Genomic DNA, 26,160 nt, shown 5'->3' with positions numbered 1-26,160 from the left:
AGAAAAAAAGATGGCGGCGTTTTGGGCGCTGGCTTTTGCGTTGATTGTTGCTGCTTGTAGCAACGATGATAACGGTTTTGTTTCGGTGAATCCTATAGGTGGCGAAAGTTGCGCTGCCATTGAAGAATCAAGTTCTTCGGATTACGCGTTGTCCTCGTCTGTTGTTGCATCGAGCTCTTCCGCGGATGGATTAGTTTCGATTTCAACGACTGTTATGGAGGATACGCTTGAAATTTTTGCATTCGGGGGTGTGAAACTTGACGTTGTTGCGGATTCGTTCCTGACAAAGTTTGATTATGGCGATGTCGTGACGGTGATGATTGCGGGTTACGATACAGTGGACGTTCCTGTGGTAGCTGGCTACGGATATGTTTTCCCTGGCGAATTCTTTTTGTATGTCTCCGAGGGGTTAAACTATATCAAGCTTGAGGCTCGTTACGGCCAAATGGCGGAGATTGTTGGTCTTGGGCGAGGTTTGACATTCCCGATAGATGTTGTTGTGCAGATGAAGGAAAAGGGTGGCTATGTGGACCATCTTGAAAATTTGAAGTCGCTTTCGTTTGCTTATTATTCAGAATCGTATCCAGACTTATCAATTGAGGAGTTTGCGAATTTTAGAATGGTGCGTACAACCGGAATGGGCGAGGGTGTGCTTTATCGTTCTTCAAGTCCGATTGATCCTGCAATTTATCGCAATGCCATTGCGGATTCATTGGCTGCGGTGGCTGGCGTTAAGACTTTTGTGAACCTTGCAGATGAATTGCAATATGCCGAAGAATACAAAGGCTTTGCTGAATCTTATTATGCAACGCAGAATGTGGTGTATCTTAATGTGGAGCCTGCTTTTGCGAATACGCCGTTCAAGGATGGGCTAGTCAAGGGCTTGCGCTATATGATAGAGCATGAAGTCCCGTATCTAGTGCATTGCACGTATGGTATGGATCGAACCGGATTTACGATTGCCGTGCTCGAAGCGTTGATGGGGGCGACTGCTGATGAAATCAAGGCGGATTACGCCACGACTCACAAGAATTTTTATAACGTGGTCGATGGTAAACATGTTGATTTAACAACAAAGCAGGTTGAGCTGCTTCAGGCGATTATTGTAAGACTAATGCAGAATGCGTATAAAACAACTGGTGTTGATATCTCTGATTTCGAAAATGCAGATTTAGCGTCCGCTACAGAAAAGTATTTGCTTGCGCTCGGGATGGAAAAGAGCGAAATTGAAGCGCTGAAATCGCGACTGAAGTAGATAATTTTGTTATTTATGATGTATGGCAAAAAACTTTAGCAAATTTCTTGGCAAAATCGCTTTGATGACCGCTGCAGCGTTGTGGTCGGCTTGTAACGATTCTGATAAAAAGGAATCCTCTAAATTTGATACGCCTAAAGCGGAGAAGGCCAATGAACAGCAGTCTGATACTCTCAAAGAAAGGGCTATAGTTTATCCGTTAAAATTAAAAAAGGTTGATGTCCCTAAAGTTAATATCGATACTTTTTCGGAACGGATCTCAAAGGGTTTGGACGGTCTTTTGCAAACTGTGGCTCTTTATGGTGTCCTTCCGGATGTTGTTCACAAAGGGGGTGATGGCAAGGTGGTTCCTAGATGCCGTATTAATCCTTTGTCTGCAAAAAACGTTGTCGTTGAAGGTCGTGATATTGATGTTCAGACTTTTTTAAAGGTTTATCGCCAACGAGTTCCTGGTTTACGTTTTATCTTCGATAAGAATGTAAGGCGTCGATCAGATTTAGCAAGTGAATTTGAAGGAAGAATAGTCTTGATTTTGAAAATTGCTTCAAGCGGCGAAGTTGAAAAAGTTCAAATTAAATCGACTACAATTGCCGAAAATAGCCCCTTTAGCGCTATTAATGAAGATGTCAAGGAATCTGTCAGCCATTGGAAATTCCCGAAAACGAAAAACGGGGCGACTTTCTCGTTCCCGATTTCCTTTTACATGATGCTTCCGCAACCATCGATGTTTGATGATTCGTCCTCAATAAAGAACAAGTAGCTTGTCGTGAAGTTCTATCCTTTTTGCGGTTCGCGATTTTCGTAGTCTTCTAGGAACGAATGCAGTTCGCCGCCGGCCTTGAATCCGGGGAAAGTCTCGATGCAGACGGAGTGCAGGCTGTTGAAGATGCTCTTTTCGATGTTCGGGTTTTCGCGCTTGAGACGCTTGATGAGCGCCTTGATTTCTTGGCGTTTGCTGCCGCCACCGCCGTTGTCGCAGACGGTGCAGCTTTCGGTAAAGCGGCAGGCGCACTGGATAAATTGCAACCCGTTGTAGTTTTTCCAGTTGATGATGTCCTGCTCGTTGATGCAATACATGGGGCGGATGAGTTCCATGCCGCCGAAATTCAGGCTGTGGAGTTTGGGCATCATGCCCTGCAGTTGCGAGCCGTAGAACATCGCCATGACGGTGGTCTCGATGACGTCGGAGAGGTGGTGGCCCAGCGCAATCTTGTTGCAGCCCAGGTCCTTTGCCTTGTGGTAGAGGTGGCCACGACGCATCTTGGCGCAGACGTAGCAGGGGGAACGTTCGGTGTTGTTCGCCACGTCGAAAATGTTCGTCTCGAAAACGGTGATGGGAATTTCCAGGAGCTTCGCGTTGCTTTCGATTTTCTGGCGGTTGATTTCGTTGTAGCCGGGGTCCATCACCAGGTATTCCACGTCGAATTTCACGTCGCTATGGCGGTGGAGCATCTGGATGAGCTTCGCCATGAGCATGGAATCCTTGCCGCCGGAAATGCAGACGGCGATTTTGTCGCCTTCTTCGATGAGCTTGTAGTTCTTGATGGCGGTAATGAATGGCGTCCAGAGCCTTTCTCGGTATGTTTTCGAAATGCTCCGTTCTACGCTTTGGACAAATGAAAGTTCTCTTGCCATTTTCATTACCTTTTTTGCGTTTATTTGCAAAGTTCCTTGTAGCAGCTGTCGAATGCGGCCAAGAATTCGTCGATTTCTTTTTCGGTGGTGAGGTGCGAAAGGCTTATACGCCAGGAGTTCAAGGCGTTTTTGCGGTCGCGGCTGACGGCAAAAACGGCGCGGGAGGGGAGCGCATCCACGCTGCAGGCGGACTTGACCGACACGTAAATTCCTTTGTCCGAAAGTGCCTTTTGGAAAACGCTTCCGCGAACCCCTGCGACACTCAGGTTCAAGATGTGCGGGACTGCGTCTGCGGGCGAATTGATGCGGACTTTCGGATAGCCGCAGAGTTTTTCTTGCAAAATCGTTCGCAGTTCCTTGACGCGGGCAAATCGTTTTTCGAAATGTTCCATGGCAAGCGACAGCGCTGTTTCAAGGGATGCGTCCAGCGCGAGCGTCGGGGTTCCGCTGCGGTAAATGGTGGTGCTTGCGCCACCGTAAATGAGCGGTTCCATGGCGATTCCGCTTTTCTTGTACAAAAGCCCGCTGCCCGAAAGCCCATAGAACTTGTGCGCGCCGATGCTTGCCGTGTCTGCCAAATTCAGGTTTATAGGCGTTTTGCCGATGGCCTGCGTTGCATCCACGTGAAGGCTGCAGTTCGGGAACTCGCGGACAATCTTACTGATGGATTCCAGCGGCTGCACGGTCCCGAGTTCGCTATCGACTGCATTCACTGTTACGAGCACCGTATCTTTGCGGAGCAGGCTGCGTAAGTCTTCCAGGTCGATTTTCCCGTCGGTACCGATTTTTACCATCTCGATTTCGTAGCCTGCTTCTTGCAGAGCCGTGAGCGTGGCGCTTACCGAAGAATGTTCCAGCGGGTTCGTGATGATGTGCTTGCCCACATGGCGCTTGGCCTGGACGATGCCGCGGATGGCGGTGTTGTTGCTTTCGCTTGCGCCCGAGGTGTAAATGATTTCGCCGGGATTTACGCCCAAAAGTTTCGCGATGGAATCGGTCACTTGGGCGAGGAAAGCTTTTGCTGCATGTCCTGCTTCGTGATTCGAATTGGCGTTGCCGATAAACCTGCGTTCAACTTCGCAGAATCGTTGCAAGGCTTCTTCGCATGCCGGGGTGTTTGCCGTGTAGTCGAAATAGGACATAACTATCAAAAAGATAGAAAATTGGGAGGTGCCTTCTGCGGTTAAATGAACTCGGCGAAGTCCTTGATATGGCCTGCTGTGTACCGCGGTTCTAGCGGGAGCAAGTTTTCAGCTTTGCCGAAGCCTTCAAAAAGCGTGATACAGTCAATGCCTGCGTTCTTTGCTGCTAGAACGTCGGGAGTGTCGTCTCCAATCATAATTGCTTTTTCGGGGGCAATTCCGGTTTGGCGGAGAATCTCGTAAATGCCGGCGGGGCTTGGCTTGCGTTCGGGGGTGGTGTCGCCGCAGAGGTATGTGGCGAAAGAATTTTCGAGTCTAAATTTTTCAAGAATCTTTTGTGCGGGGGCGACGGGCTTGTTTGTGAGCATGGCCGCGTATCTCGTTTCGGCGCATTTTGTCGCGACGCAGTTTACGGGCTGCGCACCATTCTTGTCACATTCCGCGCAGTCCTCATTTCGATTGAAATTTTCCGCGCGGTTTGAAATTCGTTGCAGTAGTTCCACGACGCCTTTGTATGGTTCCGTATTTTCTATGCAATGCTCCCAATAGAAATCTGAATAAACTTTATGGATTTCCTTGATTTTCTCTTCACTGTAGTTTTCGCGAGCGAGCGTTTCGGCGACTTTTGCCATGTCGCGGGTGCTTGCGACGGGAATGAAATTGGCAGCGACTGCTCGGCGGATCAAGTTCATGGAACCGTTTCCGATGAATGTGCGCACGTCGTCGTTTGAATGCGTGTGCAGGCCGAATTGCGTCATCGCGTAGTTTACGGCTGGAGCCAAATCGCCAAGCGTATTGAATAGCGTACCGTCCAAGTCGAAAATGAACAGTTCTTTTTGCGCAATGAGTGCCTTGATTTCGTCGAGTGAAGTCATGGCGCCAAAGCTAGAAATTTTGTATATTCACACCATGATGTCAAAAATTTTTAAATCTGTTTTTGCGACGGCTCTCGCTTTTACGGCGACAGTCATGGCTGAAGATATTATCCGTTTTGTGCCGGACCCGTACCCGATTGGTTATGCAGATCAGGGCGATGTGCGCCATATCGTTATCAAGGGTGCCAATATTACGAATAAAGAAATTGTTCTTGAAACTGTGATGGGCCAGGGCATTGGCATGTCGAACTTCAAGTATCCGACGAAAATTGCGCCGAATGCTCCGGTGACGATTGAGTTCGATATGGATTTTGCAGGTATGGACGGCCAAATCAACCCGGTCGTGGTGATGGTCGATAATCAGGGCAAATCGTATGCCGCGCAACTCGACGGCTATGTGAAAAATCCGATTTTCTTTGGCGAAAAGCTTTTTGATACGGGCTATTATGCCCCCAACGAAAAGCGTGAATGGACGTTCTACGTTTGGGGAACGGACAAGAAGACGCGCCCGGATTTGGCGCTTGACGAAAATGCCCAGAAGGAATTCAAGCTCAAGACCAAGAACGTGATGCTCAATGTCGATGACATGGGCAAGATCAAGGAAGGTGGCAAGGTGCCTGGCATCAAGGTCACGCTTTCGACCGCTGGACTTACACGCACGGGCTGGGAACTCAAGCAGAAGAGCATCCGCAAGATTGTGGGCTTCAAGAGCAAAAAATTCCCGAAGGCAACGCCCGAAGTGCTGATTGTAGGCTATTGGAAGGACTAGCGATATTCTAGAAAGGACTGGAAGTGCCGGAATGGGCTAATTATTGCTTTTTTCGGTAGCTTGCCTTGAAAAAATATCGTGGTTTAACTAACTTTGGCATACTCTTGTAAGAGACCTCGGGATGTAGCTCAGCCTGGTAGAGCGCTTGAATGGGGTTCAAGAGGTCGCTGATTCGAATTCAGTCATCCCGACTAAAAAGACTCGTCATTGACGAGTCTTTTTTGCGTTATAGCTTGCGAGCTTTGAGCGCGCATCTTGATATGTGCCGTTTGGATTGCGCGCGTCTTGTACGCGCGTTTCGCGAATTATAGCCCGTGTTCGAGCGAATAATCCGAAATTTTGATGAGCGTGTCGAGCGTGGCATGCATTTTGGCAGTGCGTTCGGCTTCTGTTTTAGCGAGGTCGTGTTCCTGACGCATGTCTCCATCGTTAAAAAGGTAGACTTCGTCGTTGCTAGCGGTCTTGGAAACAACGCGGTAGTTGTCGAGGCCGAGTGCGGAGTAGCCCGAGTAAGCGCCTAGCGAGAGCCCTGCGCGTTCCTTTTTAACGCTCGTGCTATCTGCATTGAAAATGGTTTCTGTGTCGCGCAGCAAGTTGTGTCCCATGAAAATGTTCGGGACGGCGTAGCCGGCGAGTTCAAGCACGGTGGGGGCGATGTCGATTTGAGCGGCTGTCGTTGTGTCGCGTGTTGCGTCGAGTCCTTTGCCGTGGATAAAGAACGGAATCCAGCTGATGTTCGAGAATCCGCCGCCGTTCATGGTCGAAACGCCGTTTTCACCCAAGGGGAATCCGTGGTCAGCCATGATGATGACGTAGGTGTTCTTGTACCATTCTTCGTTTTGGATGGCGCGGATGAATCGGGCGAGCTGCCTGTCGGCGTAATTCATCGTGACGTTGATGCGTTCTTGCAACGGGCGCGCTTTTTCTTCTTCGGTCATGCCGGCGGCAAAGTTGAACGGGTAATGGTTGGAGCGCGTCATAAGCGTGGCGAGGAACGGCTTACCAACTTTGGAAAGCGTGTCGCGTACGAATTCTGCGGCATGGTCCATGAAGGTCGAATCGTCTTCGCGTTCGCGGCTGTAATGTTCGGCGGTGTACCATTTTGCCATCCAGACGCCAAGGTTATCCCAGGCGGGGTCTGCGGCAGACATGTAATGCGTGCTGTAGCCATTCTCGGTCAGCACCGAGACGAAACTCGGGAGCGTCACATGTGCAAGGTCGGTGGCTTGCGCGAGTCTGGAGTGGTGCGGGATGCCGAGGTGCGTCGAAAGGACGCCGCCTGTGGTCGGAACGCCGCTGGTGTGCATGCGCATCCACACGTGTGAATTGGCGGCGAGCGAATCAAGGAACGGCGTGGGCGAGGGCTGAATCTGCGGATTCATATAGCCTGTATTGAGTCCTCGATGCGATTCCATAAGCACGAGGATAAAGTTTGGCTTCATTTCGCGCTGGGCGGCGAGCTTTTCGCTGTTCTGGAGTTCTGCGGTTGGGACTCGGTAAAGCGGGAGACCGTGGCCTTCCTTGGCGTCCGAGAATTTCCAAAGGCTATCGCCTTCAATGCGCTGCCACAAATTCTGGTAGGAGGTTCGGTAGGTGGCAAGCTCTTTTTCTGTAAGACCTGCAACTTTTTTAGTGACAAATAAATCGTTGTAGACGAGCGATACGACTGGACGGAGCTTTGCCATGCGGGCGTTTCCAGTCCAGATAAAATAAACGAATAAGTACGAGGCAATGTAGAAAATGACCATTGCGATGACGGACTTTTTCATGCGGAATCCGTCAGGCGTGCGGTAATGCTTGTACAGCAGTTTGTATAGACCGTAGGTGAGCGGGAGCATCAGCACAAGTACGACGAACTGCAAGTACGGAACGGACAAGTCGTTTGCCACGTAGTCGTAGAACATGGCGATGGACGAAGTGTCTTTGTACGTGTCCATAAGCCCAAAGCTTAAATGCCCACCGAGGAAACGCATCACTTCGTTATCGAGGAGCGTAAAGAGCAGAATGACGCTATGGAAAACCGTGTAGGCGATTGTCGTGATTTTTGTTTTATTAAACTTTGCGGCAATTCCGCCGAGCACCATAAATACCACGAGCGCATTGCAAATCCACATGAAGTCGATGCAAATCGCGTGGAAAATAAACCAGTCCGGCTTTGAAACAAACGGGAATCCGTAAGGGTTACTGCGGAACAAGAGCATCACGCGCAGCAGAATGTGCGTGACCCAGAATGCGAGAGTGATTAAAACCAAGTTCTTGGACGGCTCTAAGAACTTGGCGATTTTCTGTATAAAGTTTTTCATTTCTTATTTCCAGAAATTTCTTTGTACAAAGCGAGCTGGCGCTTGAAGCAATCGTTCCAGCTGAATTTTTCAGCGTATTTTCGAGCTTTAATCTTCTTGTCGGTGAGGTCGGAATGGTAGAGCTCGACAATCGCATCTGCCAATGCTTCGGGCGTGCGTTCCTTGAGGATTGTGCCTGCGCCTGATTCTGTGACATGCTCGAATGCGGCTCCAGCGGCAGCTCCGACGAGCGCGTTCCCGCTTGCCATGCTTTCCAGAATCGAAAGACCAAAAGTTTCCCAGCCAGAAAGTGCAAGTCCCATGTCGACGCTAGCGTAATAGCGAGCCATCTCGTCGATGGAATTCACAAAGCCGATATAGCTGACGTGCTTGTATTTTGCGGCCGCTTCTTGTACGAGCGGGAGGCTTGGGCCCGTGCCTGCAAAGACAATGGCGGGCTCGTGTCCGAGCTTTTGCGTCAAGATGTCATAAGCGCCGAGAACGAGGTCAATGCCTTTTTCGTTGCAATGCCTGTGCGGGAAGAATATCGTGAGTCGATTCGGATCGCCATCCTTGAGTTCGTTTACGATTGCTTCGTCGCGGCGGCTTGGCGAGAATGTATCGATGTCGCAACCGAGCGGAATCCAACGCGGGTCGGGGAGTCCGTTCTTCTTGAGGCGAGCCATCGCTTCTTTCGAAGACGCTTGTACGCAATCGTAGCCTTTAAATTCTTGCTTGGCGTACCAGAATGCTATTCTGCGGGAAAGAACGCCTACGCCTGTGCCGAATTTTTTGGCGATGGGGCGCCCCACGTAAGTCACGGGGAAGTCGGCGTGCCAAAAGCTGAACAGTGCCGCATTGGGAACAACTTTTTTTGCAATGCTGCGCACGGCGGATGGCAAAATGTAGGGCGAGCCCACTTCAATCACATCCGGCTTGTACTTCTCAAGAATCGGTCGAATTTGTTTAGACTTCCACATGAAGCGGTATTCCCAGTTGCCGGGGAATCGGAATGCTTCCACATGTTCGATAATTAAACCATCGCTTCGCGTTTCTGTATAAGTGCTCGCCGAGGGCATCACGAATACGGAACGGACTTCGTTTTGGCGTTCGTAAAACGCCATTTTCTGCAAATGGTAACGGCGGACTCCGCCTCCTGACGGACTCCAGAAGTTGTTAAAATCGACAATGGTAAACATTAAGCTTCTTTCATGCGGCTAGATTGTGGGTCAATCAAAATCTTGTCTTCGTACACGCGGCTTGTGCCCATGCGCTTGGAATCTACGGAGAGATTCAATGCGCCCTCCTTTTCGGTAAGCCAGTAAATGGCGTCAGAATCGCGGAGGTATGCACGCGGGCCAAGGAGTCCCATGTTGGAATCGATGAGCTCGCCACCGAGGAATATCGGGATATCGAGCGCCTTGTACAAGTCGAGCATGATGGACGAACGCTTCTCGTGGATGTCCGGGAGTTCCGGACGGTCGGTAATCTTCATGTGGTCGATACCGTCAATCACGAGAATCAAGTCCGGGTGGTCCTTGAGTTCCTGGCTAAACGTCTTGAGCAAGTCGTTAAAGTCAAGCGACGGCATATCGTCCCAGATTTCGAGACGGTTGTTGCGCACGTAACCCATGAGCTCGCGCGTTGCATCCAAAATCTTTTTATTGATTTCGTTATTCGTATTCTGCTTGCGGACGTTCAAAATTGATTCGCCGATGAGCATGGAAACGAAACGGTCAAAAATTTGGCGGCGCGGCGTTTCGTAAGCGACGTAAATGACCTTGAGGTTCGGGTTGCTCTCGATAAGGTCGAGCGTAAGGCTCGAAAGCAAGAATGTCTTGAGGCCGAATGGCTGAGACGATACAAAGAAACATCCCGACTGAACGCCGTCGATTTCCTTGGTGAGCTTCGGGAATGTGCTGAGCTTGTAGCCTACGCTCTGGTCTGGCGGGCATGCCATTGCGGTATCGAAGTTCTCCTTGATGTCCTGCAATAGCATGGAGCGGCGGTGCGAATGAATAGTATCGACTTCGGTATTGGCGATGAGGTCGATGAGCTGGTCGGCGCCGTTCTTGCGGACAAACGTATCAACGGATTCGTCCTTAGGGAGCACGATGGACTTGAGGCTCATGTGCATTTGTTCGGCGAGCTTCAAGTACTTCTGAATCTTGAGTTCCTGATTGCGACGGTCTTCTTCGCGGCGCAAAATAACTGTGAACGATTCGGCCCCGCAAGCTTTGAGTTTGTACAGGTGGTTGATGTTCAGTTCTTGGAACATCGTGGAGACAACGCCCGGGATGCCGGCGAGGTCAGCGGTGAGCGCGTCAAAGAATCCCTGTACGATAATGGGGTTTTCGCTATCTGCCTGGATGTTGAACGGAATAACGGTCGGGCCGGAAGCATACGTAATGTAGGTATGGCTCTTTTCGTTATCATCGATGAGTCTACCATAAACGGAATGGATAAATCCCTTGGAATTACGGGCCGGAATGGTAATTCGCGGTTCGTGGTACGCTTCGAGGTTGTCGAGGTAAAAACTGATCTGGTGGCGTTCGATGCCGGAGAGCATGCAATAGCTGATGAACGGTTCCGGGTCGCCGCTGTAGTAACCGAGACCGTAAAGTTGGGCTTGGCCAATGCTCCAGCCGCGGGCTTCGAGGAACTTTGCCGAGGAGGGACTCTTGCAGGCTGCCCAGTGGCAGTATCGCACAAAGCATTCGAGCACTTTGGACTTTTCGCCACCGACTTCCTTGACCCACGGGTGTTCGCTATCCTGGCTGTTCGCAATGTCCTTGTCGAGTGCGCCGAGGAATTCAAACGCTTCGGAACGGGCGGTCTGTTCGTCTACGCCGTTAAAGCGGCTCTTCATCAAAAAATCGACCAAGTCGCCTTCGGCACCGCATTGGAGACAGCGATAGCGCCAATAACCTAGCGCATCGTAGAAAAACAGCGATGTTTCTTCCGGTGAGTGGAACGGACAGCAGGCGATAAGGTTGCGCCCCCAACGGCTCAGGGGAATTCCCAGCTGCCTCGGGTGAGCTTTGGTTCTCATATACTCTGCATGTTCTTGATCAATCAGCATTGCGGCCTCCTATAAGAGAAATCTAATAAAGTACGCCCCCATAAATGCGTTTTTTTTGAAAAAAAAGCAATTCTTTAGTCTTTCATGCTTGCTTAGTGATAAAAATTAGGTCTTATTAATGAATGAATATTATTAAAGGTGTAAGTGAGATATTGATTTAAATAGGATGAGTATTCTTCGTTGAACAAATAAAAGCGTCGGACACAACCTTAAAAGGCGAGGGCCGCGACCATACTTGTATGGTCATGGTTGAGCCGTAAGGTTGGCGCTTGCGCCAGGATGGGTTAAGAATTCTCCGAGCTGGGGCCCCGCCCGCATGAAGTTCATTCTTGAATTTTTTATAAGCTTTTGGCGATAAGCCCATCTTTATCTATTTTTTGGATTATGGTTATTCTTGGTATTGACCCGGGCTCGATTACGACCGGATATGCTTTCTTGAAAAAGACCGGCATCCAGATTCAGGTGCTGGAATATGGCACATTCCACGCGAATGCCACTAAAAATCTCGAAGACAGGCTTGTGCATATCGTGACGGAGTTGGAAAAGCGCCTGGACTATTACCACCCGGATGCGCTTGCGATGGAAGGCGTGTTCTTTGCGAAGAACGTGAAGAGTGCGCTTGTGCTTGGGCATATCCGCGGGGCGATACTTGTGGCGTGCCACCGTCGCGGAATGACGTACGAGGAATACCCGCCGAAGGTCGTGAAACAGGCGGTTACAGGCAATGGTGCTGCCTCGAAGGAACATGTGGCGAATATGATTTTTGCGCATTTGGGAATCGCAGGCGGGGACCTTCCGCTGGATGCTTCGGATGCGCTTGCGATTGCATGGACTCATGCGAACCCGGCTCCGTTGGCTCAGTCGCTTTTGGGTAAAAAGTCGAAACCTAAAAAGAAAACGACGGTACAGCAGTGGAAAGACTTGATTGAAAAAATGGGAGGGACGATTCAATGACGGACTTGTTGTCTCTGGATTTGTTGCCCTACGGTCTTGGAACGCCTGACTTGGTGGAATTCCAGCCGGGATACTTTGTAGACCGCGAAATTGTGGATGACTTGCGTGCTTTGTCAAACGAAGCCAAGGCGAACGGTTTTGAACTGCGCATTGAATCGGCGTACCGCTCGTTCGAAAAGCAACTTTCGATTTGGAACCGCAAGGCTCGAGGTGAACTCAAGCTCTTGAATGAAAAGGGCGAGCCGATGGAACGTCCGAAAGACGAAGAAGAGCTGATGTATGCGATTCTCACATGGTCGGCATTGCCGGGGGCGAGCCGTCACCATCTGGGGACGGACATCGACGTGGTCGATGGAGCTGCGTGCCCGGAGGGCTATGAGGTTGAGCTCACGCCTGCGGAGTGCAGTGGCATGTTTGCGAAGTTCCATGCGTTTTTGACGTCTCGGATGGAAGCTGGAACATCGTTTGGCTTTAGCCGTGTGTTCATTCCTGGGCGCGGAAAAATTAAGCCTGAAGGTTGGCACATTGCGCACTTGCCGACATCGCGTAAGCGCTTGGAGCATTTCTCGCTGGATACGCTCCGGAGCATCTATGAACGCTCGGACATGGAATGCAAACGCTCTGTACTAGCGAATCTCCCGCAGCTCGCGGAGGAATACATTTATCCTTACTTTATCTAAAATTTCGTTATTAGTTGTTTGTCAATAGTCATTAGTTTCAAGTTTGGCGGCTTCGCCGCATTAAAAATGCTAATGACCAATGACTAAAGACTATAGGCTAAGTTGATTATGAAATTTTCTCCAGATTCTCGCGGTATTATCCGGTTGCCTTCTCTTGAATATGGGCGTTCTGTATTGGGCGCGCCGCTGCTGTACTACCCGTGCAAGAGCGAATGCAAGTTGCTTGTAATGGCGGGGATTCACGGCGAAGAGCCGGAGACGACGTTTCTCCTGAGCCGCGTGCTCCGTGCTTTTGATGAGTCTTTTGAATCTATTGCGTTTATTCTGTGCGCTAATCCGGACGGTGTTGCTCTTGGAACGCGCGGGAACGCAGGCGGCGTGGACTTGAACCGCAATTTCAAGACGCAGAATTTCTCGACGGAAAAGGTCGGTTCGCGCTCGATTCTCGAAGCGCCTCGTGATACGCTTTTATCGCCGGGTGCATTTGCAGAAAGCGAACCGGAAACGCAAGCGCTTGTTGCGTTAATTGAAACGCTGAATCCTGCGAGCGTACTTGCGATGCATGCCCCGATGGGCTGCGTCGATGCCCCGCAAAAGACTACGCTTGTTGAGCGCGTGATGGATGCGTTCAACTTGCCTTGGCTACCGGACATTGGATACAAAACGCCAGGGAGCTTCGGGACGTGGTGCGGTGAACACCATTTGGAATGCGTGACGCTTGAACTTCCGCGCATGTCGCTAGAACAATTGTTTGACCGCTATGGTCGCACGTTCGCTGAATTCCTGGAACGCTTTGTGTCGCGCTAGAAAGCTTCTATAATCTCCATAAAAAGAAATGCCCGCTCGCGGCGGGCATGACTTCAAATTAGCGACTGACGGCTATCCACTGTCTACCGTCTACTGTCTACTTCCTACTTCTTGGCTGCTTTTGCTTCTTCGATAATCTGCTTGCGGTAGATGAGGCCTACTGCAAAACCGATCACCATGTAGCTCGAACCGAGAATGAGCAGGTATTCGAGAATGTACGGCACCTTCGGGTTGTAGAAGAGGATTCCGGCAACGTAGGTGAGCAAAATCAGCACAATCTGGAAAATGTTGAATGCCTTGTTCTTGCGCGGCTGGAGTTTCGGGAGGAACAACGGGCTTACCATCAAGAATCCTGTAACGACAAACACGATAATCGGGAGCCAGAAGAGGAACGTGTTGGAGTCTGCGAAAACGCCCTTGGTCATGAGGAACACGATGAGAGTTGCATTGACCATGCCTGCAAAGGTGGAGGGGAGGCCGGAGAAATGGTGGTGGTACGTGTCAGAATCGCAAGCATTGTACTTGGCGAGTCGCATGGCGGCACAGAGCACGTAAACGGCAAGTGCAACCGTCATCAGAAGCCCATGGTTCTGGAACCATTCCGGTGCGTAAATTTTGTAGGTGAAGAAAACGCAGAATGCCGGGGCGAGACCGAAAGCGACCAAGTCGGCAAGGCTATCGAACTGGGCGCCGAATTCAGAACTGGCGTTCACGAGGCGGGCGGCAAAGCCATCGAGCTTATCAAAAAGGGCACACAACATGACGAAGTAGGCACCCATGCGGATCTGGTCTGCCGTACTAAACGAACCGAACGCTCCGGTTGTCCAGCAAATGGAAAATACACCGAGCAAAAAGTTCAGGCTTGTGAAAGTATTAGGCAAAACAAAACGTAATTTTCCCACGATATACTCCTTAGAATGGTGTGCTAAAGATAATTTTTTTACCGGAAAAGAGGAACTTTTTTATTGATTATCCTGCGGTTCGACAGGCACAATTTCCCAAAGTGCGCTAACGCCAGCCGCTACAATGAGGTTATTGGGCGGTGCATAGGGGTTTTCTTCTGTCGGAAAGTTCGTCCAATGCTTGGTCGAGAACTGGTAGAATGTCGCCGGTCTGTACATGACTGGGAGCACAGGGACTGTTTGCATAAACAGCCTGTTGAGCTCTTGGTAGGCATGCGTAAGAGAATCTTCATTCGAAATTGTCGGGATGTCGTTTAAAAGCTGGTTGATTTCATCGTTCTGGAAGCGCCCCTGGTTTGCGTAGGATTCTTCGCCGACGGGCTTGATGGTGGCGTTGTTAAGCATCTGGTAGAATCTGTTCCACGGATTGGCGATGGAATGCTCCGAGGGTGGCGTCTTCATGGCGAGGTCGAACGTTCCCTTGCGGAGGTTCATGTCCCAAATGCCGTAGTCGACGATGCTCGGTGTTGCCGTAATGCCGATTTCTGCAAAAGATTCTGCGATGACGTTGATGGCGTCAATCCAGTCGGTCCACCCTTGCGGACATTCTATAGAAATATTGCGGACAAGTTTTTTCTTCTTGTCGAGGAGCTTGCCTTCTTCGTTCCAGGAATAACCTGCTTCGGAAAGAATCTCACGAGCCTTTTCTGTGTTATAGCTATAGCCAAGTTCGTCGGCATCTTCCTTGTTGAAGTACTTTTTTTCGATACCAAATGGGAGGATGAACCCGGGCTGCATAGCTGGGGTGTAGTTTGAAACCGCTCGTGCCTTGATTTTTTCAAAGTCGATGGCATGGGCGAGGGCGCGTCTGAAACTTACATTGTTAAACGGTTCTTTCGTGGTGGCGATGACAAGGGCTGTGATCGTTGACGGAAGGTGGTAGGGTTCGACACGGCTCCAGGCGCGGATGCTGTCCTTTGTCTTTTCCCAAATTCTCGGGAGATAAATGGAGGATACGTCCAGATTCCCGCGGACCATCGCGTTATTGAAATTGTCGTTCCCGTCGTAAATCGGGTGGATGATGTACTTGGGAGCGGGCTTTCTTCCACCATATTTGCTCGTTCTCCAGTAATTTTCGACGCGCGTGAGCACAATCTGGTCGGGCGAGTAGTTTGCTAAGGTATAAGGTCCCGAAGCGACCGGTTGGTAGTCGTTCTTGAATTCGAGAATCTTGTCCATGTTGTAGCTCTTTCCGCTTTTTGCAGAATTGAGCAGAGGTTCAAAGACAGACTTGGGGAGGATCGATGTCTCGGCAATCGCATTCAGGACCATGAGCGGGTTTCTGTTTGCGGCGAGTTGGAACGTGATGTGGTTTTCGCTGTCGGCAGAAACGGTTTTGATATGCTTCCAGTTATTATGGTGAGCAGTCGGGAGAATGGAGTCGATTTTGAAGGAGTAAACGACATCCTCGACGGTGACCTTTTCTCCGTTATTCCACTTTGCCCTTGTGTCCAGATGCACGGTAATGGTCGAGTCCGTCTGGCTGTACGAATCGGCAAGCATTGGATCCAGATTCCCTGTGAGCTGGTTATAGGCGAGGAGCGACTCGTACATGAGTCGGATGTTGCCATCCGCTGGGAAATTCGGGTCTGGATCGAGCGGGTTGAACGTCGTTGGGGGTGCCCAGTCAAAACCACCTACGTAGAGAGTTTCGTTTCTGGGGTAATCGGATAACTTTGTCTTGACTGTCTTTGAAACGTCGTCTTTGCAACCTGTAGCCCAAAAAGCGGCCATTATGGAAAGGCTGCCTAGAGACACTATTTTTTTGAAATTAGCGGTCATGGTTATCCTGCAAAAACGAACTTGCTAAATGTAGTGAGATTTTGCAAAAATGACCACTAAAATTTAGTTTACCATACTCCAAGTTAGAGGGGGAACGCGTAAAGAACGTGCTTGGGGGAGGCTGTAAACAAGGTGTGGTTCAAAATGAAGGGGGTACCCGCGCCGCCTGGCGTGTTGAATGTCTTTACGATTTTGCCAGTTTTGATAGATATGGCGATAAGTTCGCTACCCTGGTCAATCCACGCTTTTCCATCGTAGATAAAAGGCTTGGAGAAAATGGATTTTTTCCCTTGGAATTTCCAAAGAGGAGTCCCGATGTTCGAATAAAGGAGAATCGACTGGTCTGCAAGCGAGATGATGATTTTGTCCTCGTTTTGGTCGCGTAGCACCTGCATTGAGATAATCGGGTATTCCATGAGCACTTGTATGGGGCTGAATTCTTTGCGTTTTGTATTTTGCAAGAATAGCTTGTTTGTGCTGGAAACGAGAACCAGTGTCGAATCAATACCTTCCATGGCGGTGATATTGACCTGGATTTTGTTTGTAGTATTATCTATGGTAAGCCCATTATCGTCATTGAGGCGAGTCAGTTCCCCATCAAGGTTGCAAAGTTGTAACGTACGGTTGAGCTTGACAACATGGAATGGCATGGAATAAACTTTGCGCGACCAGACAATGCTGTTGGTGTTACGGGAAATTTTGAGCAAGAATCCGTTCCAAGTGGCTGCGTAAATGTAGTCCCCGCTTATGGTAAAGTTAAATGCCTTGCCGGGCAGCTGTAATGGCTTGTTGAACGAATCCTTGTTCATGTCGTAAATGTTCATCTGGTAGCCCGTTGATATCACGATGGAATTCTCGTCGGATTGGATGACGGGGGCGTTACCGATTTTACCGATGTACTTGCTCCAGCGCTGTTCGCCTGTTTCGGCATTGATGCAGATGAGCTGCTCGGTGGCGGGGTCTACCGTGTAGATGTTCTTTTTAGAACCCAGTAATTGAGGGTATAGCGTTTTCGGGGAAACGCTGAGTTGGCTTGCAAATGTGGCTCCGATGACTTTTCGGTAATACTTTAAGACGATTCGAGCAATTTGCGGGCTGCCTGTAGAGAGTCTTACTGCTTCTGCCCATGCTTTCTGACGGTCTTTTTCGGACGACTTTTTCCGCTCGAGGTTAAACGCCTTGAGGAAATGTGCTTCGGCATTGCCTGGCTCGTTCTTGATGATGGAATCGAGAATGGGGGAAATGTTATCCCAACGATTTCTCTTGGCTAAGTGTACAGCCTGTGAAGCAAGCTTGCTGGAGAATAGTGGGCGTTGACCGTAATAATGGGCGTCGATGGCGTAGATTTTTTTGTTGTCGAAAGGAACGTATATAAAACGTCTTTTGGCGACGGGCTGCGTCATGGGGGCTTTGGCAAAATTGAACCCCCATAGCGGGCGGAGCAAAGTATCGACGGTAATGACGGAACCTTCGTTTGAAAACAGTCCGAGGGTGCCTTGTGCGAGTGTGTATATGTTTGAAGCGTTTGCACGGACGCTTGAAAGAATGGCGCCTGTCGTTCTGTTGTACAGGGTAATTTTTCCAGAAGCTTCTAGCGTGACTATGTTGTTTTCAAAATTCTGGAGGCTTTCGATATTTCCGATGGCAACTTTCCAAAGCGGGTTCTTTGTGTTTTGCAGCGAATAGCAGAACAGTTCGTTCCCGGAAACCAGGTATATGAGGTTTTTGAAGACGAATACTTTTTGGATGATGTCGTATAAGGCAATCGTAAACGTTTCTGTGGCGGTACTTGCAGAAACAAAGTGGAGTGCGTTATCGGGGCAGTTGAAAATAAAGTTGTCGTTGATAAATTGATCGTTTATGAGCTGGCAAGAGGCGTAATCGGTGTTTCCCTTGACGATAGAACCTTTGCGGTCGATTATGGAAAAGCCCTTGTCTGTGATGGCGATGGCGTTATTGCTTGTGGCTGTAAATTGGGAAATGTTCTTGACTTCGAAAGAAACTTCTTGATTAGGAGCGTTGTGTGGCTTGTAAAAGAGCGAATCACGAGTCGGATTCTGGAACCACATCCCGTCGGCATTGATTTGCAGCAGGTGCTCGTTTTCGTTGAGCTTTGAGGCGATTTCGATAATCATGCCGCTTTCGATTTTGGCGATATGACCGTTTTCGAAAAGGATGTTGGCATTTTTTCCATCGAAGAATTTACGGATGGGGCTGCGGAGCGGAATGGTCTTTTGCAGGAGCCTTTCCGGGGCAAAACTCGTGGCGGCGTCGCGTTGGGCGAGCCAATAAGATTTGCTTGTATTCTGGGTAAACGCCTGGCTTCGGCTATAAAAATGGTTTGCCTGAGCTTTGTTGCTCCCTAAATCGTAAATTTTGCCGAGATAGAAAAAGGCGAATTCCTTGTCATCGGCATCGCCCTGTCGGGATATCTTTTCGAGCAGTCTTATGGCGTCATCGACATCCCCTTTCATCTCGAAGAGGTAGATGGCTTCCTGAAGTTGCGAAGCCATCTTGCTCGCTAGCGCTTGGTTAGAAAACAGCGAACAGAGGGCGAGGATTGTAAGAATCCACGCCTTGAATATGTTTTCTTTTAGCCCAAGATTATGCATCGAACTTGTAGCCTGCTCCACGGATAGAAAGGATAATCTTTGGATTTGCCTGGTCGTCTTCGAGTTTGCGCCTCAAGTTCACGATATGGTTGTCAATCGTGCGTGTGGAGGGCATGTTGTCCGGCGTGTAGCCCCAAAGATCTTGCAGCAAGTCTTCGCGTAATACAACTTCGCCACGGCGCTGCCAGAAATACTTGAGGATTTGGAATTCCCTTGTGGAAAGTTCCAGCGGAACACCGCCCTTTGTGGCAACGAATTTTTTGAAATCCAGATGGATGTCTGCAAAGTCAATGGCATCGACGGAGGCAAGCTGCTTTGCCGGACTTGCTTGCGTCTGCAAGTCGATTCGGCGGAGGAACGCCTTCACGCGTGCCAAAAGTTCCAAAATCGAGAACGGCTTTGTCACGTAGTCGTCGGCACCCATGTCGAGCCCTGCGACTTTGCTCGTTTCTTCGGTCTTTGCCGTGAGCATGATGATGATGCATTCCGGATGCTTCTTGCGGATGATGCGGCAGACTTCAAAACCGCTTTTCTTTGGGAGCATCACATCCAGCAAAATCAAGTGTGGCTGGAACGAGTCCGTTTTTGCGATAGCTTCTTCGCCGTCGCATGCCGTTTCGACTTCGTAGTTTTCGAGCTCGAAGTTGTCCTGGAGCCCAAGCCGGATGATTTCTTCGTCTTCAACAATGAGAATTCTGTGTTGTTGCATAATCATTCTGCCTTTTTGAATCGTACGGTAAAGGTGGAACCCTTGCCGGGTTTACTGGTGAGAGAAATGGTTGCCTTGTGTGTTTCTGCCACGCGTTTCACGATGGCTAGCCCAAGTCCGGAGCCTTTTGTGCTGCGGGTCATTTCGTCACCGACTCTATAAAAATCATTAAATATATTTTTTTGTTCCGAAGACGGGATGCCTATACCGGTATCCGCCACGGAGAAAACGACTCTGTCTTCGTCGGGGGCGACCGTTATGGTAATATCGCCCGGAGCGTTAGTGTATTTGATCGCATTTTCAATCAAGTTTTGAACCAAGCTGTAAAGGGCTGTATAATCGCCAATGACAAATAGGTTCGGCTCAAGTTTTGTATGGAATAAAAGTCCTTTTTCGACGCCAATGTCTTCAACGTTATCGAAAACTTTCTGCACGCAGGCGGAAAAGTCGAGCTTTTCCCAATGGAAACCGCCTTTGCCGTGTTCCATGCGGGTGTAGTTCAAAATGGCGCCTATCAAGTTTTCCAGACGAGTCGCTTCCTTGCCGATAAGGCCCGAATATTCCTGCACCTTCTCGACTTTTTGGACTCGTCCGCGAGCCATCATTTCGGCAAACATCTTGATGGAGGTAAGCGGGGTCTTGAGTTCATGCGAAATGCTCGAAAGGAAGTTCGCCTTCATGGCTAGGAGCTTGTGTTCTTGCGTGAGGAATCGGAACATCACGATGGAACCGAGCAACACTGTAATCAGCGAGAACGACAAAAGCCCATACATGAGGAACATGCGCTTGCGCGTTTCTTTCTTGATTTCGCTGAGACCTTTTTCGTATAAGGTTAAATTCCAAGAAATGACTTTGTCTAAAATGATCTGAGCCATCACGGCGGAACTGTCCGAAACATGGCCGAGGATAAGTGTCTTGTCAGAACCTTCGGTAATGGAGTAAGGGATGTTTTTCCACCCTTGAGCCGAAGTCTTGAGCTTGGAACGCATGCGCTCGCGGTATTCATCGATGTTTACCTTGGCTAGCACCACCTGGTCGCCTGAGAGGATCGGGTAGCTCATCTTGATGAAAGTCGACTTGTTGTCGCTCATGATGTCGATGCCGCTCTTGGAAGTCGTTTCCTTGTTCAAGAGAGCTTGGACGATATCTTTGTTGCTAAAGAAAATGTCCATGTAGCCGAGCTGGCGGTTGAAGTTCTCGCGCAAATTCCAGAACGCTTCGCGTTTTTCCTGGCTTAAGTTTTCAAAAGAAAGAATCTGGGTAAATGCGGTTTCGAAGAAGAACTTTGCCGAGGGGAGGTTCTCGATGTTCTCGCTTTGCAAGAACTGGTTTAAGACTGCAATCGTGTAGTCTTCGGCTTCTTTGTGCTTCTTTTGTGCGACGAGAATTTCAAAGTGCAGCAAGTTGACGGAGCGGGTCAAGTCTGAATGGAGGTAGCCCTGCTGGTGTGGGTGCTCCTCGAGGATATTCAAAAGACGGAGCGCTTCGTCGTAGTCTTTGGTCTTGTAGGCAATGCGAACCAGTCCCAAGATGTTCTGAATCTGGTCGTCGACTGAATCGAAAGAGAATCTCAGCTGGCGAGCGGAGCGCGTGAGGTTTGCCGGCTGCGGCATGGCGGTATTGACCTCTTCGCGGAAAAGCATTTTTTCAAACGGACTGGCGATGCTGTTCGAGTAGTCTGAAGTCTTCGAAAAATGCTTGGACGAAATATCGGGGTAGATGAGCGTTCCGTTGTTGTACAGGAACATCGCCTCGATGCCATTTACCGTCTTGAACTGCGTTGCATTTCCAAAGTCGAGTAGGCTATGCGGCTGTTCGTAAAGGTACAGCGAAGCGGACTTGACTTCCTGGAATATCTTGCTTTGTTCTTTGCTGATGGTCGATTCACATTCTTCGCGGAATGTCGCTACACTTTCGCTAAAGTTCTTTTGAGCAAGGAAAGCTTCGTTCTGGATGTTCCTTACACTCAAGAACGAGAGGATTGCCGTCGGTAAGACAATTCCTCCTGCAAAAAAGGAAAGAAAAAGAAGGTTGCTACGAGATATCCGCATTGGCGTCCATTTCCTTAAAATGGAATATGTGCCGACAACTCAGGATAATGGATAATAAGAACACTCCCAGCCATGAGGATGGCTAGAAGTGAAATTGCTATGCCGATTATAATCAATAAGTTCTTTGTCACTGGGCCAAGTTTGCTTGATGGGTTATAGAAACCTTGTGGCCAACTTCAATGCGGCGGCTGTTCGAATAGACTTCACGAACAAGAACTGTAGATTCGTTGTCGGTAGCTCTTGCGATGATTCCGCGTCCAAGGAGTCTCGGTGGGAGACCTGCATCGGACTTGTCTTCTTCCCAGATGGCAATGGCATCGCCGGTATTGTATCCCTGTTTGGTACCTTTGTCTACCATGACATAGGCATAAGCGCCAATGATGAGCATCGGATCCATGGTATAGCGAAGCATTGCCATTTCTTCGATCTTGGCTTCGGGAACTGCGGTGTAGCCGGTTACGTTCAAAATGTTAAGCGGCTGTTTTAAACGTGCCTTGGCATGGTCGAGCTTGATTTCCCTAAAGCTTTGGACAATCTTTGCTCTCGAAAGAGTATCGCCAATAGCGGTAATCTTTGCGTATCCCGTGAGCCTTACCAATGCAAAGTTATCATAGCTCTTGCCCTTGTTTGCGGGCACTTCGATAGCGCGTGCGTCAAGAATTTCGACGAGGTCACCTTTCTTGAGGTCGGCGTTCGTTTTACGTCCGATGCCTACGACAACTTCGGATTCCGGGATGTGGATAATCGGTTCCTTCTTTTCTCCAGAGCGGATAGAGAAGAATCTCTTGTCTTTTTTGATGGAATCGAGCGTATAGATTTCGGGGGCGAGAATCTGGTAGTAGCCGTTGAAAATCTTCGGTGCCGGACGCTTTTTATAAAGGTAAGTGTCGGCAAGTTTTTTCTTCTTGTGCTTCTTGTCCTTGTCGCGGAGATTCCCGAGCATGTTTTCGAATTCACCACTGCGGGCGTCTTTTTCGTCACAGCCTACGGATTTGATCCCCTTTGGCAAGTTGGAATCGGCGACTGCGGCTTCGCACGGTCTTGTTTTCGGGAGGCGGTAACCTTCATCGATGCCATCGCCTAAATAAATAGAGTCGCCCGGATAAATCCAGTGCGGGTCTTCAATGTGCCTGTTATTTTCCCAGAGGTCCGGCCATGCGAACGGATCGTTTAAAAATTCGGCACTCAAGTCCCAGAGGGTATCGCCTTTTTTGACCACATAGGCAGATGCAATCAGAGCTGAAAGACCAAGACAGATCGAAGCACATTTTAAAAATCGCATACTATTCCCTAAGCAAAATTTTGGTGTTATGTTAAATAATTTAATCTTTTCTTTGCTTAAAAGTGGGCGTTTTTTGCACAAAATGAGGAATATCCGACGAATTTGAGCGCATGGGGCGTTCTTTCGGGCGTTGGATATTGCGTGAACGGTGTGCAAGGGCGGGGTTTTGGCCCAAAATGCCTACTCTATCCGGCACGAACAAGAAGAGAATTTCGAAAGTTCCGCGACCCGGTTCCATGTAAAGCGGGATGTTTTTGCGGAGCATGTAGCCCTCGTTACGGAATGCCTTAATCGCCTTGGAGGCGGTTTCGAGGTTTCCGGTCTGCAAAAGAATGCGTTCGGGGCGAGAACCGGCGAGCGTCTGCACCATTTCGGAATTGATGGTGTCGTTCATGCCCAGGTTGAGGTAGAACGTCCAGCGGCCTTCGGCGTTGTCGCTCTTCGAGAAGAATTTCGAGACGAAATTGGCGTCCAAATGGCTGCGGTGGAAACGCATGTTCTGCGTGGCGAGGTTGCGAATATTCAGCTTAGAAGACTGCATGGCGGATTCGCGGCAGTCAAGTGCTTCGACCTGTTTGAAGAACGGGGCGAGCGAAGCAGAAACGTAAGACGGGCCCGAGCAGAATTCGAAGAAACGGTCTTCGCGGTTCGGGTGGATGGCGTCCTTGATGCGCACGGGGAGGTTGAGCCATGCATCCTTGATGCGCGGCGTCCAGTCGAGGACGTGCATGCTAAAGCCAGTCGAGGCAATCGGCATAAAGCTACTGCCGAAAGAGCACTTGGATTCGACCTTCATGCCCTGAGCATCGGCGGGGTCAAAGAGGCGATCCGGCAAGCACTGGATTTGGTGGCAGCTGATGACTTCGGGACAGCTGCGTTCGATAAAGTCGACGAACGTCTTGTAGCCGTGTGCCGAAATCTTGCCTTTGACATTCACTTGTACGAGGAGCGCAAAGCGGCCGTCGCCTGTGGCGCGGAACCAGATTTGGCGCAAAGCCTTTTTGAAGATGCGCAAATGTTCCTTGTGGAGCTGCTCCAGGACGCGCTTCACGAGCTCGAGCGGCTTCATGTCGCGGGACGGTGCGTCAATGACCAGGTTTTCCTGGGCACCGTGGTATTCCTTGATGATTCTCCAGTCGGAGTTTTCCGGTGTTGCATCGGCGGTAAACCATGCCTGCAACTTTCCCGGAATACGATCGTTTTCCATCCAAGCGGCAACTTGGGTCTTGATGTCGTCGAACGAAAGTATCTTGCGGACAACAGGCTTTTCTGCCTTAGGCTTCTTTTCGTCGAGTTCATCGTCCTTGCGGACATCGGATTTTCTGGAAGCGTGGAATTTGCCTCCGGCGAGGGGTTTGCCGATTCTGTTGCCCATGGTGTTACGGGCAAAGCTCCCTTCGGAGCGGCGTGAAAAACGATTGTTCTGTTTGTACATCTTTATAATTGTGTTGAATGTTTAAACTACAAATCTAGGATAAATCCAGGAGCATTCGCGGGCGAGAGTCTTCGGGAATTCGCGGAACGAACCTTTAATCTGGTACGTGTTCAGGCTACCTTCAACCGGCGTGAGCGAAATGACGCTATCGGCGCGGGATTCAAGATAGGGGTATTCGTTGAAATTCGTGGAAGTTACGACGGCGCAACCCGTGAGGGCGATAATCGAATCGACCATCTGCATCAAAATCTGGTGCGGAGAGCCACTGAGTCTTGAAGACTTCGGGTTGTGCAAAACGGCAGAAATCGGGTCGATTACGACGACCTTGTAATCGTGATTTTCGAGCTTCTTGGCGCCTTGAATGCGCTTCGCGATAAGCTGTGCGATTTCGAGCGGTGTTAGCGCTGTGCCGCGGAGGTTCAAGAAACCGAATTTGGGCGTGTTAGGCTGGAGATTGCGCTTTTCGCCAAGCAAAAAGAGACGGTTCAGGAACACGGACTTGGTGAGTTCCAAGTTGATGTACAGAACATCGTTTTCGTTTGTCGCGTTGCCAAGCCAGTCTTCGCCGTGGCAAATGGAAAGAGCCATGTCCATAAGGGCAAGAGACTTTCCGCTTTTTGGTGGCGCTGTGAACAAGAAAAATTCACCAGCGCGGAGCACGTTTTCAATAATGCAAGGATCTTTTTTCGGAGCTTCTTCGCTATCGCTTGCAAGTTCTACGAGCGGTTTTCCGTCGAGAGAGTATTCAGCCCATTCGCGCCATTCCGTGAAATTCTTGGCGCCTTGTTCCAAAGCGATGAGGTACTGCTGCTTGCCGTTGCGGAGCACGCCTGGCATGCGGACCATCTGGTTCGGGTTGCGGTTGCCGTCATCGACTTTAAAGCCTTGCGATTCAAGCGTCTGGAAAAGGAAGTCTACGCGTTCCTTGTATTCTTCCTGGTCGTGCGCTTCAATCTTGATCCAAGCCTGCACGGAATTTGCACCCGTGTTTACAAGGGCGGCGCAGGGGAGGTTCAAGGCCTTGTAGTAAGCGAGCTGTTTGGCAAGCGTCATTTTCGGGTTGTCTACGACAACGTAACGGTAATGCCAGCTTTCGTCGGTCGCGTCGGCGCCGCCTTTCACAGCGTTAATCGTGAGGAGCGCTCCGTCCGGACCGTCGAGCTGCTTCATGATTTTCTTGAGCGCTTCGTCTTGCGCGATAATCTTCGAGACTATTTCGCGAGAACCGGATGGCGTGTTCGAAATCTTGAATTCGACAGTTTCGTCGGGCTTGAACGTTGCCGCCAAGAGCTTTGCAAAGTCCTTGCGCCAGTCTGGAGCGGGCCATGGAATCGAGAGCGCTTCGGGGTCAATCTTGAAGTTCTGCAACAGCTCAAGAGACTGGTTGTCGAGACCGAGCGCAATCATCTGCTGCATCATCGTTGCCGAAATGGGCGAGATGACGGTTGGGCCCATGGCTGCGTAGCCCGGAGCCATTCCGGGAGCCATGCCCGGTTGCGCTTGGGCTGACTGAGCTTGCGGCGCTTGTGCGGGTTGCGCTGCGGCTTGTGCGGCCGCTTTTTGTTCGGCTTCGCGTTCGGTACGGCGCTTTTCTTCGGAGAAGGCGTTGCGCAAAATCTTCTCGACATCGTCTGCCGAGAGCCCCTCGTCGCGTGCCTTGCCACCTAGCTGGAATGTGGCGTCCATGAACGTCCAGCCTTCGTCAAGCGCGGCAACGCCGGCTTGGTACAAAGCCTTTTTCAGTTCATTCTGGTCAGCGAATTTGCTCTTTACGAAGTCGTTAAGAAGTTTCTTTCCGTTTTCCATGGACACCTCCAATTCTTGCGAGTGGTTTGGCGAGTTTCAG

General features: G+C 49.9%; 20 protein-coding genes and 1 tRNA gene. 7 read left to right on the top strand and 14 right to left on the bottom strand.

Annotated elements, in window-relative coordinates; translation table 11 throughout:
* Nucleotides 1-10 precede the first annotated feature (10 nt).
* Nucleotides 11-1,255 (top strand): tyrosine-protein phosphatase, encoded by a 1,245-nt coding sequence (locus tag BUC30_RS01350; RefSeq protein WP_139260793.1) that lies wholly within the window; start codon nucleotides 11-13, stop codon nucleotides 1,253-1,255.
* 22 nt (nucleotides 1,256-1,277) lie between these two features.
* Nucleotides 1,278-2,015, top strand: a complete 738-nt coding sequence (locus BUC30_RS01345) for a hypothetical protein (RefSeq protein WP_073423182.1) — start codon at nucleotides 1,278-1,280, stop codon at nucleotides 2,013-2,015.
* Between the two features lie 14 nt (nucleotides 2,016-2,029).
* On the opposite strand, the gene BUC30_RS01340 is transcribed toward BUC30_RS01345, so the two are convergent.
* Genes BUC30_RS01340 through BUC30_RS01330 form a run of 3 tightly spaced genes read right to left on the bottom strand, consistent with a single transcriptional unit; the run spans nucleotide 2,030 to nucleotide 4,907 of the window.
* On the bottom strand, nucleotides 2,030-2,890 hold the full coding sequence (locus tag BUC30_RS01340; protein WP_073423897.1) for a tRNA 2-thiocytidine biosynthesis TtcA family protein: 861 nt from the start codon (nucleotides 2,888-2,890) through the stop codon (nucleotides 2,030-2,032).
* A gap of 20 nt (nucleotides 2,891-2,910) precedes the next feature.
* Nucleotides 2,911-4,032 carry a cysteine desulfurase family protein gene (locus BUC30_RS01335; RefSeq protein ID WP_073423181.1) on the bottom strand — a complete coding sequence of 374 codons (1,122 nt, stop codon included), beginning with the start codon at nucleotides 4,030-4,032 and terminating at the stop codon, nucleotides 2,911-2,913.
* Nucleotides 4,033-4,073: 41 nt separating this feature from the next.
* The gene (locus tag BUC30_RS01330) at nucleotides 4,074-4,907 is read right to left on the bottom strand and encodes an HAD family hydrolase (RefSeq protein ID WP_073423180.1); all 834 of its coding nucleotides are present in this window, start codon (nucleotides 4,905-4,907) and stop codon (nucleotides 4,074-4,076) included.
* Between the two features lie 94 nt (nucleotides 4,908-5,001).
* Between BUC30_RS01330 and BUC30_RS01325 the strand changes: the two genes are divergently transcribed.
* Nucleotides 5,002-5,676: a hypothetical protein gene (locus BUC30_RS01325; protein WP_170861483.1), complete on the top strand. Its 675-nt coding sequence runs from the start codon at nucleotides 5,002-5,004 to the stop codon at nucleotides 5,674-5,676.
* A 117-nt stretch (nucleotides 5,677-5,793) separates the two neighbouring features.
* Nucleotides 5,794-5,867 (top strand) — tRNA-Pro (locus tag BUC30_RS01320).
* A gap of 114 nt (nucleotides 5,868-5,981) precedes the next feature.
* Here the strand turns inward: BUC30_RS01320 and BUC30_RS01315 are convergent.
* From BUC30_RS01315 to BUC30_RS01305, 3 genes are read right to left on the bottom strand one after another with little or no spacing between them, the layout of a single operon-like run.
* Nucleotides 5,982-7,979 (bottom strand): LTA synthase family protein, encoded by a 1,998-nt coding sequence (locus tag BUC30_RS01315; RefSeq protein WP_073423178.1) that lies wholly within the window; start codon nucleotides 7,977-7,979, stop codon nucleotides 5,982-5,984.
* The gene (locus tag BUC30_RS01310) at nucleotides 7,976-9,157 is read right to left on the bottom strand and encodes a glycosyltransferase (protein WP_073423177.1); all 1,182 of its coding nucleotides are present in this window, start codon (nucleotides 9,155-9,157) and stop codon (nucleotides 7,976-7,978) included. Before BUC30_RS01310 ends, BUC30_RS01315 begins: the two co-directional genes overlap by 4 nt.
* Nucleotides 9,157-11,040 (bottom strand): CHC2 zinc finger domain-containing protein, encoded by a 1,884-nt coding sequence (locus BUC30_RS01305; RefSeq protein WP_073423176.1) that lies wholly within the window; start codon nucleotides 11,038-11,040, stop codon nucleotides 9,157-9,159. Before BUC30_RS01305 ends, BUC30_RS01310 begins: the two co-directional genes overlap by 1 nt.
* Before the next feature lie 384 nt (nucleotides 11,041-11,424).
* Here BUC30_RS01305 and ruvC point away from each other — a divergent pair, with 384 nt between their 5' ends.
* The 3 genes from ruvC to mpaA all read left to right on the top strand — a co-directional run bounded on the left by ruvC (nucleotide 11,425) and on the right by mpaA (nucleotide 13,481).
* Nucleotides 11,425-11,994, top strand: coding sequence for a crossover junction endodeoxyribonuclease RuvC (gene ruvC / locus BUC30_RS01300; RefSeq protein ID WP_073423175.1), 570 nt, complete (start codon nucleotides 11,425-11,427; stop codon nucleotides 11,992-11,994).
* Nucleotides 11,991-12,674, top strand: coding sequence for a M15 family metallopeptidase (locus tag BUC30_RS01295; RefSeq protein WP_073423174.1), 684 nt, complete (start codon nucleotides 11,991-11,993; stop codon nucleotides 12,672-12,674). The genes ruvC and BUC30_RS01295 overlap by 4 nt, the downstream gene beginning before the upstream one ends.
* 108 nt (nucleotides 12,675-12,782) lie before the next feature.
* A complete protein-coding gene (gene mpaA, locus BUC30_RS01290; protein WP_073423173.1) occupies nucleotides 12,783-13,481 on the top strand; it encodes a murein tripeptide amidase MpaA in 699 nt (232 codons plus the stop codon).
* Between the two features lie 104 nt (nucleotides 13,482-13,585).
* On the opposite strand, the gene BUC30_RS01285 is transcribed toward mpaA, so the two are convergent.
* The 8 genes from BUC30_RS01285 to BUC30_RS01250 form a co-directional block, all read right to left on the bottom strand.
* Nucleotides 13,586-14,383, bottom strand: a complete 798-nt coding sequence (locus BUC30_RS01285) for a CDP-alcohol phosphatidyltransferase family protein (RefSeq protein WP_073423172.1) — start codon at nucleotides 14,381-14,383, stop codon at nucleotides 13,586-13,588.
* 60 nt (nucleotides 14,384-14,443) lie between these two features.
* A complete protein-coding gene (locus BUC30_RS01280; protein WP_244536426.1) occupies nucleotides 14,444-16,177 on the bottom strand; it encodes an ABC transporter substrate-binding protein in 1,734 nt (577 codons plus the stop codon).
* Nucleotides 16,178-16,308: 131 nt separating this feature from the next.
* On the bottom strand, nucleotides 16,309-18,738 hold the full coding sequence (locus tag BUC30_RS01275; RefSeq protein ID WP_244536425.1) for a PQQ-binding-like beta-propeller repeat protein: 2,430 nt from the start codon (nucleotides 18,736-18,738) through the stop codon (nucleotides 16,309-16,311).
* A gap of 91 nt (nucleotides 18,739-18,829) precedes the next feature.
* Nucleotides 18,830-19,552: a response regulator transcription factor gene (locus tag BUC30_RS01270; RefSeq protein ID WP_244536424.1), complete on the bottom strand. Its 723-nt coding sequence runs from the start codon at nucleotides 19,550-19,552 to the stop codon at nucleotides 18,830-18,832.
* Nucleotides 19,549-21,597, bottom strand: a complete 2,049-nt coding sequence (locus BUC30_RS01265; RefSeq protein ID WP_073423168.1) for a sensor histidine kinase — start codon at nucleotides 21,595-21,597, stop codon at nucleotides 19,549-19,551. The genes BUC30_RS01270 and BUC30_RS01265 overlap by 4 nt, the downstream gene beginning before the upstream one ends.
* 127 nt (nucleotides 21,598-21,724) lie before the next feature.
* Nucleotides 21,725-22,879: a LysM peptidoglycan-binding domain-containing protein gene (locus tag BUC30_RS01260; protein ID WP_073423167.1), complete on the bottom strand. Its 1,155-nt coding sequence runs from the start codon at nucleotides 22,877-22,879 to the stop codon at nucleotides 21,725-21,727.
* Between the two features lie 40 nt (nucleotides 22,880-22,919).
* A complete protein-coding gene (locus BUC30_RS01255) occupies nucleotides 22,920-24,314 on the bottom strand; it encodes a class I SAM-dependent methyltransferase (protein ID WP_073423166.1) in 1,395 nt (464 codons plus the stop codon).
* A 21-nt stretch (nucleotides 24,315-24,335) separates the two neighbouring features.
* Nucleotides 24,336-26,120, bottom strand: a complete 1,785-nt coding sequence (locus BUC30_RS01250; RefSeq protein ID WP_073423165.1) for an AAA family ATPase — start codon at nucleotides 26,118-26,120, stop codon at nucleotides 24,336-24,338.
* Between the last annotated feature and the right edge of the window lie 40 nt (nucleotides 26,121-26,160).

The organism is Fibrobacter sp. UWB7 (assembly GCF_900142945.1).
In the GTDB taxonomy this organism is placed as follows: domain Bacteria; phylum Fibrobacterota; class Fibrobacteria; order Fibrobacterales; family Fibrobacteraceae; genus Fibrobacter.
This window is presented reverse-complemented; position numbering and strand designations above follow the sequence as displayed.